General features: G+C 61.5%; 11 protein-coding genes and 5 pseudogenes. 9 read left to right on the forward strand and 7 right to left on the reverse strand.

The genetic code is table 11. From position 1 onward, the window contains the following. Positions 1-10 precede the first annotated feature (10 nt). Positions 11-508, reverse strand: a complete 498-nt coding sequence (locus ACFJGT_RS21230) for a MarR family winged helix-turn-helix transcriptional regulator (protein ID WP_377842053.1) — start codon at positions 506-508, stop codon at positions 11-13. A 145-nt stretch (positions 509-653) separates the two neighbouring features. On the opposite strand from ACFJGT_RS21230, the gene ACFJGT_RS21235 reads away from it, so the two are divergent. The 3 genes and pseudogenes from ACFJGT_RS21235 to ACFJGT_RS21245 all read left to right on the forward strand — a co-directional run. Further along, a complete protein-coding gene (locus tag ACFJGT_RS21235; protein WP_377842055.1) occupies positions 654-1,439 on the forward strand; it encodes an alpha/beta fold hydrolase in 786 nt (261 codons plus the stop codon). Positions 1,440-1,592: 153 nt separating this feature from the next. Continuing rightward, positions 1,593-1,765, forward strand: a pseudogene (locus ACFJGT_RS21240) (GMC family oxidoreductase); the annotation flags it as partial. Between the two features lie 134 nt (positions 1,766-1,899). Continuing rightward, positions 1,900-2,291, forward strand: a pseudogene (locus ACFJGT_RS21245) (integrase core domain-containing protein); the annotation flags it as partial. Between the two features lie 106 nt (positions 2,292-2,397). Here ACFJGT_RS21245 and ACFJGT_RS21250 read toward each other — a convergent pair. From ACFJGT_RS21250 to ACFJGT_RS21270, 5 genes and pseudogenes are all read right to left on the reverse strand, one after another. Beyond that, the gene (locus tag ACFJGT_RS21250; protein WP_377842057.1) at positions 2,398-4,104 is read right to left on the reverse strand and encodes a BBE domain-containing protein; all 1,707 of its coding nucleotides are present in this window, start codon (positions 4,102-4,104) and stop codon (positions 2,398-2,400) included. Between the two features lie 698 nt (positions 4,105-4,802). Next, complete coding sequence (locus ACFJGT_RS21255; protein WP_377842060.1) at positions 4,803-5,099, reverse strand: lactonase family protein; 297 nt, start codon at positions 5,097-5,099, stop codon at positions 4,803-4,805. Further along, entirely contained in the window at positions 5,035-5,877 is an 843-nt protein-coding gene (locus ACFJGT_RS21260; protein ID WP_377842062.1) for a lactonase family protein, read from the reverse strand. Before ACFJGT_RS21260 ends, ACFJGT_RS21255 begins: the two co-directional genes overlap by 65 nt. Further along, positions 5,870-6,685: pseudogene (locus ACFJGT_RS21265) on the reverse strand (LacI family DNA-binding transcriptional regulator); the annotation flags it as partial. The gene ACFJGT_RS21260 and the pseudogene ACFJGT_RS21265, both read right to left, overlap by 8 nt. 97 nt (positions 6,686-6,782) lie before the next feature. Next, positions 6,783-6,998: pseudogene (locus tag ACFJGT_RS21270) on the reverse strand (GntR family transcriptional regulator); the annotation flags it as partial. Positions 6,999-7,084: 86 nt separating this feature from the next. On the opposite strand from ACFJGT_RS21270, the gene ACFJGT_RS21275 reads away from it, so the two are divergent. The 5 genes and pseudogenes from ACFJGT_RS21275 to ACFJGT_RS21295 all read left to right on the forward strand — a co-directional run bounded on the left by ACFJGT_RS21275 (position 7,085) and on the right by ACFJGT_RS21295 (position 10,846). Beyond that, the gene (locus ACFJGT_RS21275; protein ID WP_377842066.1) at positions 7,085-8,329 is read left to right on the forward strand and encodes an ABC transporter substrate-binding protein; all 1,245 of its coding nucleotides are present in this window, start codon (positions 7,085-7,087) and stop codon (positions 8,327-8,329) included. 125 nt (positions 8,330-8,454) lie between these two features. Next, entirely contained in the window at positions 8,455-9,372 is a 918-nt protein-coding gene (locus tag ACFJGT_RS21280) for a carbohydrate ABC transporter permease (protein ID WP_377842071.1), read from the forward strand. Further along, positions 9,369-10,253 (forward strand): carbohydrate ABC transporter permease, encoded by an 885-nt coding sequence (locus ACFJGT_RS21285; protein ID WP_377842073.1) that lies wholly within the window; start codon positions 9,369-9,371, stop codon positions 10,251-10,253. The genes ACFJGT_RS21280 and ACFJGT_RS21285 overlap by 4 nt, the downstream gene beginning before the upstream one ends. An 80-nt stretch (positions 10,254-10,333) precedes the next feature. Then, positions 10,334-10,390, forward strand: a pseudogene (locus tag ACFJGT_RS21290) (hypothetical protein); the annotation flags it as partial. Beyond that, entirely contained in the window at positions 10,391-10,846 is a 456-nt protein-coding gene (locus ACFJGT_RS21295) for a TetR/AcrR family transcriptional regulator (protein WP_377849082.1), read from the forward strand. Between the two features lie 343 nt (positions 10,847-11,189). Here ACFJGT_RS21295 and ACFJGT_RS21300 read toward each other — a convergent pair whose 3' ends face one another. Then, positions 11,190-11,342, reverse strand: a complete 153-nt coding sequence (locus ACFJGT_RS21300; RefSeq protein ID WP_377842076.1) for a hypothetical protein — start codon at positions 11,340-11,342, stop codon at positions 11,190-11,192. Positions 11,343-11,435: 93 nt separating this feature from the next. Between ACFJGT_RS21300 and ACFJGT_RS21305 the strand changes: the two genes are divergently transcribed. Beyond that, positions 11,436-12,485 (forward strand): LytTR family transcriptional regulator DNA-binding domain-containing protein, encoded by a 1,050-nt coding sequence (locus ACFJGT_RS21305; RefSeq protein WP_377842080.1) that lies wholly within the window; start codon positions 11,436-11,438, stop codon positions 12,483-12,485. Positions 12,486-12,674: the final 189 nt, after the last annotated feature.

A 12,674-nucleotide genomic window follows, 5' to 3' on the forward strand; every position in this document is an offset into this window, starting at 1 on the left:
TGCCTTAGCATCAGCTCCTGGGATCGGGGTCCATACCCGGCCCTCCTACGCCTAGAGCACCGGTATGGGCATAGATTGCGTCGCGAAGTTGCCGGATCAGCTGGTTGAGCTTCCCAAGTTCGCTGACCGTCTGGCCGGACGCTTCAAGCAGATTTGCGTTCAGGCAGCCGGCACGAAAGCGAAGTGCGTCACCTTCCGGCGTGAGCGCGATGATGACCTGGCGCTCGTTCTCGGGATTGCGGGTGCGACGCAGTAGGCCCGCGGCTTCCATCCTCTTGAGCAGCGGCGTCAACGTGCTGGACTCCAAGGCAAGCTGCTGAGCGATGCCGCCGACCGTTTGGGCGTCTTCGCGCCAGAGGACGTTGAGAACGAGGTACTGCGGATAGGTAAGCCCTAGGCCATCGAGCAACGGCTTATAGGCCCGCTGGATTGCGATCTCGGCTGAGTAGATCGAGAAACAGAGCTGGTCCTCCAGCGGCACTGGTGGGGCGGTGGTCGCATCGGTCATCGGCAGGCCTTTCACTGCGGTTCACGGAACCGTGACCTCGAAAACATATATCGCGACAAATGTCTTATTGACAAGCATGGCGGTAACCGGCAAATCTTTTATCGCAATAACAGTTGCTGCGATATTAAAACGAAGGAAAGCTGTCATGAACAAGTCCATCCGCAACGCCCTTCTCGCCGCAGCCGCCATCGGCAGCATATCGCAGGCCGCTCTCGCTCAGACTGCGAGCACGGCGCAGCCTGCCAAGAATGTCGTTCTGGTTCATGGCGCTTTTGCCGACGGATCGGGATGGCGGGGCGTCTATGACCTGCTGACGGCTCGCGGCTATAGCGTGACGATCGTTCAGAACCCGCTGACCTCGCTCGAAGACGACGTCGCGGCCACCAAGCGGGCGCTCGACCGGCAAGACGGCCCCACGATCCTCGTCGGCCATTCCTGGGGTGGCACTGTCATCACCGAAGCGGGCGTCGATCCGAAGGTCACTGGCCTCGTCTATGTCTCGGCCCTCTCTCCGGATGCCGGCGAGACCACGGCCCAGCAATATGAGGGATTCGCCCCGGCGACCGAGTTCGTCCTCGACAAGGCGCAGGATGGTTTCGCCTTCGTCGACCGCGCCAAGTTCAAGGCTGGCTTCGCACACGATGTCTCCGATGCGGATGTCGCCTTCATGCGGGACTCGCAGGTGCCGATCAACCTCTCGGCCTTCGGCACCAAGCTCAAGAACGCCGCCTGGCGCACCAAGCCGAGCTGGGCCGTCATCGCCAGTGAGGACAAGGCCTTCGATCAGGCGATGCTCGATCACATGGCCAAGCGCATGGGCGCCAAGGTCACGAAGGTCTCGGCCGGCCATGCCCTCTTCATGACCCAGCCCAAGGTCGTCGCCGATGTGATCGACCAGGCCGCTCGCCAGACAGCGTCCGCCGCAAAGTAACGGCCAGCCGCGTATCGCGGTCCCCGAAACTGCCCAGCGCCGAACTGGAAAGATCGAACGATGACTGACACCTAAGCCCCCGGCGATGCCGGGGGCTTCGAAAGACGCGCACGCCAAAACCAGGCGGAGCGCAGAGCCAACCTCGAGACCGCCTACGACTTCATCATATGCGGCGCCGGTTCGTCGGGATCGGTGGTTGCCCGCCCCTGGCCGAAAACCCGGCGTGTAGCGTCCTTCTGATCGAGGCCGGGCCCGACGACGAAGCGGAGTCCGTGCTGGATCCCGCTCTGCGGCCCACCAATCTCGGCACCGATCGCGACTGGGGGTGCCTCCAGTGAAATCGCCATCAATCTGGATATCGATTTCGCGCGTTGTCCTGGCAGCGAAGCGTACTCTGCCGGGTTGGGGGCGGATGATCTGCCGGATGAGTTGAGAGAGACCATCCTTGAGGTGCAAGGCTCTCTTCATCCTGCGCGGCGTGCCTGGGCATGTTCGTTCGGACAACAGTCCCGAGTTCGTCGCCAAGGCGGTGCGGGATTGGGTCATAACGGTCGGCGCCAAACGGACTTCATCGAGCCAGGCTCGCCGTGGAAAAACGGCTACTGCGAGAGCTTCAACTCCCGGCTTCGCGACCAGTCCCTGAACGGTGGAATGTTCTACAGCCTCGCCAAGGCTTGGATCGTCGTCGAGGGCTGGCGCCAGTACCATGATACCCGGCGCCCGCACTCCTCGTTCGGCTGCCGGCCACCAGCGCTGCTCGCTGTGGCCGGCTGCGCAAACCCAACCCGCCTCACCGGACACCTCAACCGTAGCCAGCAAGTCCACCATGTAGACTTGAACCGGACCACCTAATGGGGGCAGGCCATTCCGTCGGCGCCAACCAGGACGCTCGTGGATGTCGGTTCGGGCGACACAAAGCCGATGGGCTTCACATTCTTGATATAGCTTCGATTTGCCATCAGCCCTTCCCTCCCCGAGCCCCGTCGAGCGGAATGGACATCGCGTGATGAAATAAATTGTAGGGGTCGTACTTTCCCTTCGTTGTCTTCAACTCAGAGAACAGCGCCTTGCCGTAGTAGAGCGTGCCCCAATCGTAGGGATTGCCTTGCGCATCCGTCGCGCCCGGCTTTTCTCCGTTCAGCATATCAATGTCCGGATAGTTGATATAGCAACCTTCATATCGGGCGCCCGGATAGGGCGTACCGTTTAAGCCATCTTTCTGGTGAACCGCGGTGTACAGGTTCCGCATCCAGTCGAGGTGCTTCTGATCATTATTGGGATCCATCCAGTAAGTCTGATACTGGAGCTTCAGAATCGATGACCGTTGCGACACCGACGTCTGATTGGCCGCCGGATCGAAATGTGGATTTCCCTTATACTTGTGGTTGATCGCCCCGCCATAAGAGTCGATCGAAATACGGGATTGCACAAAATCCGGATCTTTCTGCGCCGCCTCGTTGTAAACGAGATGCTCGAGCAGCGCCTTGGCCTCATCGATCGTGAAAAGATCCTTCATATAGGACGATTTGTATTTTCCCCGCTGGTTGTTGCCAGACCCGTTCAGAGATTGCGTCGCATATAGCCAATCGAGAACAACGCTCCCCTTACGGAGATTCGCGAGGCGTTCGTCTTGGTCAGGCCAGATGAATGGAATCTGGGCCGTGGGCATGGCGTCATCCAAATGGCCGGATTCGTAGCCATTCGTCATGTCATTGATGAACTTTTCCAGCTGCTCCGTATCCTTCAGCCGCCCCGAATCGTCACAATATTGGACGGTCAGCGCAATGTTGCCGGCAACATATGGGGTTATTTTAAGGAAAGAAAACAGCCCATAGGAGGCTGGATTCTTGTCGGAAGTCTTGAAATAGGCGGCATACTTGTTGAGAAAGCCAAGGAATTTCTCAGCGTCTTTCTCCCTGGTTTTCGGGTCTTTCGGGTCGGCAACGAACTGCTTCCAAGGGAACTGCAGCATCAGGAGCGCGACATGGCGGGGCGGTTCGGGAAGGTCATCGAAATAGAACGCGGTGATGAGCCCGTAGCTTCCACCACCAGCTCCCCGGCAAGCCTTGAAGAGATCTGCGTTCTGATCCTTGTTCGCGTGGACAAGCCGAACGATCGGCTTGCCCTTTCCATCCTTCTTGTCGGCAACCAGGATATCCACGCCGGCAAGCCAGTCGACGGTCAACCCGTGCATGCGGGACAGGAGACCGTAGCCCCCACCGCTGATATGGCCGCCGGCACCGACCGAATAGCAGGAGCCGCCGGGCAGGCACTTGTTGTCCAGCTTGTAGAGCGCCACCGCTCCGTCCCAATTCTGGCTTCCTGCCCAGACACGATAACGATAGGAGCGGGGCTTCTCGGGCGCCGGATCAATCTTGGGATCCTTTTCGATGCCCGCCATGAGGCCGACATCGATGATTGCGCCCCCTGGGTTATTTGAAACGAAATCTTCATAGCAATGCCCGCCGGACCGAATAGTTGGGCGCAATCCAAGGGAAAATGCAGATTGTAGGGCCTCTTTTGCTTCTCCTGCCGATTTTGCAATGTATATTTTCTCTGGTGAATCAGTTTTTTCGGCCGGCCAACGCTGATTAAATCCCCTCACAAGCGTCCTGAAGCGTGGGTCGTCATCACTAATTGATTTAATACCCATAAACACCTCCATATAAACTCGATTTAAGCACGAGATTATAGAAATTTTCTTTATTGATTGTTCGATTTTGCTATGAAAAATACAATTTTGTAGTGCGCGATGATTATCTTGAAGAATTATTACGTCAAGCTTCGGCAAAGAACGCCACGGACATATGGTATAGACTTTTTAAATTTTCAGCATGATAGTGAATGTATTTGTCCCATATAAAAGACTCGAATCTTGCTTCGCTCAAGCGGCTGCTTACGCATGATCCAAGAAACGGGAAGAGAACGACTAGCCGGACGAAAACGGCGAACGTCAGTCGCGAGCGCATTATAGAACGGGTTTCCCAAGTACTGTCGCATCTGCACGAGCGCTGCGAGCCAATTCGGATCTCCGATCTCTCCAAATCCATCAACGTGCCGAGATCGACGCCCTATGCCTTGGTTCGTCTCTTGCTGAATGCCGGTCTACTCGGGAGTTCCGAGAACAGATCAAAGATCTGTTTCGGCAAACTGATGCATGTGGATGGTCAGGACTATGCCCGGCAAAACGATCTCAGCCGCCGCTGGGACGAGATCGTCGAAGGGCTGTCACGCGCGACAGGCAAACGCCGCGCTGTAAAACCATTTGCCTTAAGTTGCTTCAAAACAGACCATGCGCGCCTGTGCACCTGCCGTGAGGCGGCGCGCTCTCCGGCCCATTTTCCAGCATGCTCGAGGGCTCGTTCAGGAATTTTGCCTCTGATCCTGCAGAAACGCCACGCAGCTCGGGGTTCCCACCGTCAGGCCCTCGCCCGCGCTGCGCCCCTTGCCCGCCATCCAGTCCATCTCCCAGACGACGAGGCGGTCGTCGTTCTGGTTGGCCACGACGACCCAGCGGCCGCAGGGCGAGAAGGCGAAATCGCGTGGCTTGTCCCCGCCGCTGGGAATGTCGAACCAAGGCGAGATCAGACCGCTGTCAACGTCGAAATGGAAGAAGGCGATGGTCTGGGCGCCGCGATTGGAAACGACGAAGGCACTCAAGGTGGGGTGCCAAATGCAGCCCGGCCGCCGTGTTCTCGCCGGGGAAAGGCGTTCGCAGGCTCGAAATGCGGGCAACGGGTTCCATGACGCCGTCATCGAAGCGCAGTGACGAGACCTCGCTGGTCAATTCATGGACGAGGACAAGATGGCGGCCGTCCCGGCTGAAGCGGGCAAGCCTTGGGCCCGATCCGGCAGGAGCATGCCACACGTTCACTCGCGCTGTGTCGAGCCGGCCTTCCGCGAACGGATAGCAGGCGACTTCATCGGTCCCGAGATCGGGCACGACGATCCAGCGGCCATCAGGCGAGAAGCGGACCGCGTGGGGGTGGGACACCGTCTGGCGGATGGGGTGTACGCTATGGCCGCTGCGCCGGACGGTACTCAGCACATCCCTGAACGGCCCTCCCGCGCAGAGCGGGCCCGCGAAAACGTGCCCGCTGCCATAGCAGGCGCCGGCGAGCCAGCGTCCGGTCGGATCGACGTCGACATGGCAGAGAACCCTGCCGACGGTCGGCTGATGATGCTGGAGACACAGTCGCCCCGCATCGATGACGATAGTGGCGATGCCGTTCCGGGAATCGTCAACCTCGATTGACGCGAGCAGGCGATTGCCGGCGATCGGCTTGAGAAAGGACGGATTGGGCAGGCTATCGAGGCGATCGACGATGTCGAGCCCGCCATCGCTGCGGAGCCGAACCAGCGACAGCCCTTCGCCGACCGCGCGAAACCCCGCATAGCTCTCGGTGAAGCTGCCGACCGCGAAGAGATGATCAGCCATGAGCGCGCGCCTTCTCGGGCGGCGGCCCGCTCGACTCGCGCAGGTTGAGCGACGGCTCCAGGGTCATCCGGATCGGCGGGCCGTCATAGCCTCCGAGAATGCGGTCGAGCAGCAGCTTGAGCGCGAGGCGGCCGAGCGTCGAGGGATAGGGATCGACCGTCGTGACCGGCGGATCGAGCGAGCGCGCGAGCAGGCTGTTGTTGATCGCCGCCACCGAGACGTCCGCCGGGATATTCAGACCGGCCTCGCGCAGGGCGCGCATGACGCCGACGGCCGTCACGTCGTTGCGGGCGAAGACGGCGGTGAATTCCACGCCGCGGCGGATGAGTTCCGACACGGCTGCTTGCCCGGCCTCCTGGGGCGGCAGGTCGGACAGGCAGACCAGTTCCGGGCGCTGCGCGATGCGCGCTTCCCTGAGGGCCTCGCTATAGCCGCTCTGCGGCGAGAAGCCCTGGAAATGCGGAGCGCCCTCGACATAGGCGATGGAGCGATGGCCGAGCGCGATCAGGTGCTCGACCGCCAGCTTGGCCGCAGCGAGATAATCGGTGCAGACGGTGTCGCATTTCAGGCCCTTCGGCCAGCGCCCGACATAGACGAGCGGCTTGCCGGCCTCGATCAGCCGCAGCGCCCCCGGCGCCGGCCCGTCGACGGCACCGGGCACCACGATGGCGCCCGCAATGGTGGGGTCCTTTGCCGCCTCCAGGAGCTGTTCGTTCTCGCTGTCCTGGCGGTACTCCGACTGGCTGGCCATGACCTTGAGGTCGTGGCTGCGCGCCGCCTGCTCCATACCGTCGATCATCTCGCCGTAGAATGGACTTCGAGAAGGTCGGGATGATCAGGGCCAGCCGCATGGGCCGGAGCCTGTCCGGGCGAATGCTCGCCAGTCGGTCGCGAACGAAGGTGCCGCTACCCGGCCTGCGTTCGAGGTGCCCGGCCTCGACCAGTGCATCGATCGCCCTGCGCACGGTCGTGCGCGACAATACGTGCTCTTCCATCAATTGCCGTTCGGACGGGATCGCGCTGCCGGGCGAAAACCTTCCCTGCTCGATTGCATCGCGCAGGACTCTCTCCATCAGTCCGGTCTTGTCCAAAATCATGGATTGCGCCGCTCCATAAGACATGTATGATATTGGTAAAGAAAAACGGCATCAATAGCCGATATCATAATACCAGTTGATTTCCATGATACCAGCACGGGAGATGGCTCATGAAATCCGCAATTCTCGGCGCCTGCTGCGCCGCGCTTCTCGCCGGCTCGGCCCTCGCACAGAACGCGCCGTTCAAATATCCGAGCTGGATGTGGGAGGAAGGTCAGGTCGGCGCCTGGCACAAGGAACGCAAGGCGGAGTTCGAGGCCAAGCGCCCCGGTCTCAAGGTCGAGGCGACCGTCCTGTCCCCGGCCAATTTCGAGAACGTCATCACCACGCAGATCGCCGCCGGCGACGTGCCGGACCTGATGCCGGTCTATACCAACATGCTCGCCCCCCTCATCCGGGAAGGGGTGCTCGCTCCGCTGGACGATTGCATCGCGGCCTCGTCGTTCAAGGATCGGCTTCTGCCCTCGGTGAAATACGCGCAGAAGGACGGCAAGACCTACGGTATCCCGCTCACCATGAGCCCGCAGTCGATGATCGTGAATCGCGATCTCCTGGAAAAGGCCGGCGTCGAGCGCATCCCCACCACTCCGGACGAGTTTTACGCTGCAGCCAAGGCCGTCAAGGAGAAGACTGGCCAATGGGGCTACGGCTTCCCCAACAATATGTCGAACGCGCTCTTTCCCTATCTCCAGAGCATGCAATGGATCGTCGGTCTGGGCGGTGACTGGTCCAAGCCAGACGGGACGATCACCGCCAACAGCCCGCTGACCATCCAGGGCGTGACCTGGATCAAGCGCTTCCTCGACGAGAAGCTGAGCCCCAGGGGGCTCGACGCCAATGCGATCCGCACCATGTTTGCCGAGGGCAAGGTCGCCTTCATCTTCGACGGCCCCTGGGTGATCGTCCAGGTCGGCAGCGCCAATCCGGAGCTCGCCAAGAAGGTCGACTTCACGGTGATGCCGACGCCGACCCATGCGGCGATCACCGGCGGCGCCTATTACACGATTCCCGCCGGTTCCAAGCGCAAGGCCGAGGCCTGCCAGTATCTCGACATCATCAATGCCGAGCCGGCCCAGCGCGCCTATGTCGAAAAGCTTCTGCAAATCCCCGGCACGGACGTGAAGCTGAGCCCTGAGTTCCTCGCCGGCAATCCCTGGGTCGGCAAGATGGTCGAAATCGCGGCCAAGTATCCCGGCGGCCTCGGCTACGCACCGCCCGGCTATGCGGTCGACGCGGCCGAGTTCCGGCAAATCGCCGCCGATCATCTGGCCAAGATCTATGCGGGAACCGCGACAGTGGAGGAGGGCCTGAACCAGGCCCAGAAAGCCCTGGAAACCTGGTCCAAGACCCGCTGAGGGCCGGGCGCCCTCACGCCAACAGGGGCGCGCCGTCCGGTCTCCCAGCCGGCGAGCGCTCTCTGCGGTCGGGCCAATCGAGCAGCGAAGTCAAGAAACCGGTCTGATACCAATCAGGGGGCCGCATGACCCGCCATTCTCCAGCCGCCGACCGGCCGTCGCGCGCCAAGCCTTTCGATTGGATGCCGGTGTGGCTGATGATGCCATGCGGGATCATCATGGCCGGGCTGCTCTTCTACCCGATCGTGCGAGGCATCACGCTCAGCTTCTTCAACACGCGGCTGCTTCGCTACAATCAGGGCGAGTTCATCGGCCTCGCCAATTACTGGGCACTCGGCAGCGACCCCGCCTTCTGGAATTCCGTCGCGGTGACCTTCATCTACGGCGCCGCGACGATGGTCCTGACCTATTGCCTCGGCCTCGGCTTCGCCCTGCTGCTCAACCGCGAGATCCCGGGCCGAGGCTTCATCCGCACGCTGTTCATCATGCCGTGGGCGATCCCCGAAGTGGTGGCCGTGCTCATCTTCGTGTGGATGCTCGACGCTCAGTACGGCGTCATCAACTACGCGCTGGTGGAAGCCGGCATCCTGAGCGCGCCGGTGGCCTGGCTGACCAGCGCCGGGCTTGCCATGCCCGCACTCGTTCTCGTCACGAGCTGGCAGCAATTTCCCTTCGCGATGCTGATCCTGCTCGCCGGGCTCCAGACCATTCCCGATGAGCAATACGAGGCGGCGATGGTGGACGGTGCCGGCGTGTTCCGCCGCTTCATCCATGTCACGCTGCCCGGCCTGCGCGCCGTCAACGTCGTCCTGATCCTGATCCTGATCCTCAACTCATTCCGCAAGGTCACGATGATCTACGCGATGACCGGCGGCGGGCCGGCCCGCTCAACGGAAACCCTGTCGATCCTGACCTACAACGTCGCTTTCCAGTACCAGCGCATCGGCTACGCCTCGGCGGTCGGCGCGGTCCTGCTCGTCATCCTACTCGTCCTCAGCCTGGCCTATTTCTTCCTGATCGTGCGCCGCGGGGAGACCCCATGACCTCGTTTCTTCGTTCGACGATGAGTATGAAGACCGAGCCTGTCGGCTCGGCATCCCGGTTTGCGCTTCCGCGGAGGGTCGCGGCCTTCGCCTTCACACTGCTCTGTGCGGCGATCGTGGTCTTTCCCTATTACTGGATGCTGGTCTCGTCGCTCGACACCGGCTCGCTCTTCGTGTGGCCGCCGCGGATCATCCCCAGCAGCATTTCATTCAGGGCCTATGAGAAGATATTCACCGAGCGCGCCGTCCTGACCTGGCTTTCGAACACGGCGGTCGTGGCCTCGGCGACCTCGATCTTCTGCACCATCGTCTCGATCAACGCGGCCTACGCGCTGTCACGCTTCCGTGGGAAGATGACGACGGGGTTCGGCATCTTCATCCTGTTCTCGCAGATGCTGCCGGCGACGCTGATCGTGGTGCCGCTCTATGTGATTTTCCGGCAGCTCGGCCTCTACAACACGCTGCTCGGCCTCGCGATCGCCGATTCCGCCTTCATCCTGCCGCTGGCGACCTGGCTGATGAAGGGCTTCTTCGACCGGATTCCGATCGATCTGGAGGAGCAGGCCCAGATCGACGGCTGCAGCCGCATGGGCGCCTTCTACCGCGTCACGCTGCCGCTCGCGGTCCCCGGTCTGGTTGTCGTGACCGCCTTTTCCTTCATCACCGGCTGGGACGAATTCTTTCTGGCGCGCACCCTGATCGCGACGCAGGGCAACTGGGTTCTCTCCGTCGGGCTCACATCCTTCGAGAGCCAGTACTCGGTCGCGTGGGACGAGATGATGGCGGCATCGGTCGTCTTTGCACTGCCGGCCGCCGTCTTCTTCCTGGTGATCCAGCGCTACCTCGTATCCGGCCTGACATCCGGCGCAGTCAAGGGATGAGAGGCTGCTCGGAAATTTAGGGGTAGAAGCTGCCGAGGCCTGAACGCCGCGCCCAACTCCTCGAAGTTGCCTCTGCCATCGTGCGCGAAGAGGGTACGGACGCCTTGACACTCGGCTTGCTGGCGGAACGTGCGGGAGTGAGCAAACCGATCGCCTACAGCCACTTCGAGACTCGTTCGGGGCTGATGATCGCTCTTTCCAAGATGGCAATGGATCGGCAGCTCGCGGCCCTGGCGACCGCCCTAAAAGACGCCCCGCATGAGCCAGAGCGGATCGCACGAATCCTGTCGAGCGCCTATCTCGAATGCGCGCTGACGATCGGGCCAGAATGGCATGCGATCGATGCGGCGCTGCGCGGTGATGCGACCATGGAGGTTCACCAGCGTCGGACCCGGCAAGACCACGCAGCCTTCTATGCGGCAGCCATCCAGCCGCTTTCGAAACTCGATTCGAAAGCGGTGCAGCGACGGTGTGTCGGCTTGATTGGAACGATGGAGGCGCTATCGGCTGAGGTCATGGAAGGCGGCATGCTGTTGGAAGCAGCAGTCGATGATCTCGTCGCCCTGATCCTGAAATGGCTGATTGAAGGCTAAGAATTTATCCGGCAGCAAGAGCTGAGCCGTTCAAGGCGTTCCAACCCATCCCGCAGCAGGATGAAGACCGAGTCGGCTTTCGCCCGAGTATTGCTGCGCGAGATTGATCGCCTTGTAGCGCGCTTTGAGCCGCGCACGCTCAAGACCTGAGCTTGCCGTTCTGCGCCACGTCCGGACATTGGGTCACCGGCCGGAAGCCGACATCCGGCATGGGCGAGATCCCGGGGCCTCGCCAAGTGGTCACCGCAGGTGGCGATGTCCGCAATACCCGAATAAGCCAGCGTAGCAGCTCAGGCTGGATCGACTTCCAGGCGGGCGCTAAGGCCCCTGCCGATTGACAGGATCAGCTCAATCCCTTGCTGAGAAGGCTGGCGGCGTTCGATCTCCATTCCAGCAGACCAACATCGAGGTGGTCCAATGCACAATAGCGCCTGAACGAGCGGATATTTTCGGAGCGATGCCAGATATCGACAGGCGACGTGCCGTCGTTCAGCATATCCTCCTCCCCGAGGCCGCTCTGAAACGAGCAAGGTCTCCAGCTCTGCGGTCTCGCGGGCGCTGGATGTCTGCATAGGCGCCGGCAGAGTTCATGCGCGCCCTCGAAAGGCGGTTTTCTTTTTCCGTATCATGCCCGACACTCCACCTGCCGGCGGAAAAGAGTTTGGCGCATGCCGTCCGCTCGACCAATCCGCGCCACGAGTTCTGCCAACGCATGCGGTCTTTCGAAAATGTCCCGGTTGGCGAGTCCTCTGGCGCTGGATCGGACTGGCCGTTCCTCGCTGCGAGGTCTCTGCTGAGCGAATCTGCATCGAGCGCGGTCTCAGAAATCCTGAAGAATCTCGGCGCTCGAGCCCATGTCGACCGGGCCTGGATGTTCGAATATGACGAGGCCCTGCTACGCTTCCGCAATACCCATGAATGGTGCCGGGACGGAGTGCGATCGCATGTCGAGGACCTTCAGGACGCCCCGGTGACGATGATCGGCTGGCTGCATCGCTTCCTGATGAAGGGCGAAGCGGTGATGATCCACGACGTCGAGCGCTTGCCGCGGCTCGCCCGCCCGCTGGCGAGCGAGATGCTGCGTCAGGGCGACAAGAGCGTCCTGAGTGTGCCGGTCCTGAGCAAGGGCGGACTACGGGCTTGCATCGGATTCGACATGACGCGAGAGCGACGGACATGGAGCACGAGCGAGGCGATCTCGCTCGCGGCCTGTGCCGAATTGATCGGTCTGGCGCTCTACAGCGGAGACGTTGCGGCGCCTTCCTCGACTGAAACGCCGGCGCGCAGTGCGGGCACATTTCCGCCGCTGCTCTATCTGCGCCGCGGCGGCGAGGTCCGGGGTGTCGCGCCGGGCGAGATCCTCGGGCTGCGCTCGGCCAAGGACTACACGCAGGTCTGGCTCATGGGCGGCTCCGTCGTACTCGATGCCCGCCCACTGGGTTTGTGGACCGCGCTCCTGCCCGCAGCTGACTTCCTCCGCATTCACCGGACTGCGATCGTCAATCTCAAGCATGTCGGCAAGATCGGTTCGGCAGATGCCGGCAACGGCAAGTGGATGGTCCAATTGCGCGCCAGCGAGGCGGTCTGGAGCGTCTCTCGCCCTTACCGGCAAGCCTTGCGCGAGCGTCTCGGCATCTGATTCGCGACCGGCGGCTTGCGGCCGGTTTCTAGGCATCCCGCCCACGCAGCGGTAAGATCGAATTAATCCTCGCGCAACGTCGTATGTCGATTCGTCGACACCAGTCGGCGATCGGTCGAAATCGGATTGCCAGTTTTGGCTTCGCTTGCCTCCATTCACGGAAACTCCAGCATTGGGCGGGCGTTTCCA

This window comes from Allobosea sp. UC22_33 (assembly GCF_042700715.1).
Classification (GTDB): Bacteria; Pseudomonadota; Alphaproteobacteria; order Rhizobiales; family Beijerinckiaceae; genus Allobosea.

Coding starts and splice junctions, on each gene's coding strand:
- ACFJGT_RS21230 (WP_377842053.1), bottom strand. CDS start 508: ATGACCGATGCGACCACCGCCCCACCAGTGCCGCTGGAGGACCAGCTC.
- ACFJGT_RS21235 (WP_377842055.1), top strand. CDS start 654: ATGAACAAGTCCATCCGCAACGCCCTTCTCGCCGCAGCCGCCATCGGC.
- ACFJGT_RS21250 (WP_377842057.1), bottom strand. CDS start 4,104: ATGGAGGTGTTTATGGGTATTAAATCAATTAGTGATGACGACCCACGC.
- ACFJGT_RS21260 (WP_377842062.1), bottom strand. CDS start 5,877: ATGGCTGATCATCTCTTCGCGGTCGGCAGCTTCACCGAGAGCTATGCG.
- ACFJGT_RS21275 (WP_377842066.1), top strand. CDS start 7,085: ATGAAATCCGCAATTCTCGGCGCCTGCTGCGCCGCGCTTCTCGCCGGC.
- ACFJGT_RS21280 (WP_377842071.1), top strand. CDS start 8,455: ATGACCCGCCATTCTCCAGCCGCCGACCGGCCGTCGCGCGCCAAGCCT.
- ACFJGT_RS21285 (WP_377842073.1), top strand. CDS start 9,369: ATGACCTCGTTTCTTCGTTCGACGATGAGTATGAAGACCGAGCCTGTC.
- ACFJGT_RS21300 (WP_377842076.1), bottom strand. CDS start 11,342: ATGCTGAACGACGGCACGTCGCCTGTCGATATCTGGCATCGCTCCGAA.
- ACFJGT_RS21305 (WP_377842080.1), top strand. CDS start 11,436: ATGCGCGCCCTCGAAAGGCGGTTTTCTTTTTCCGTATCATGCCCGACA.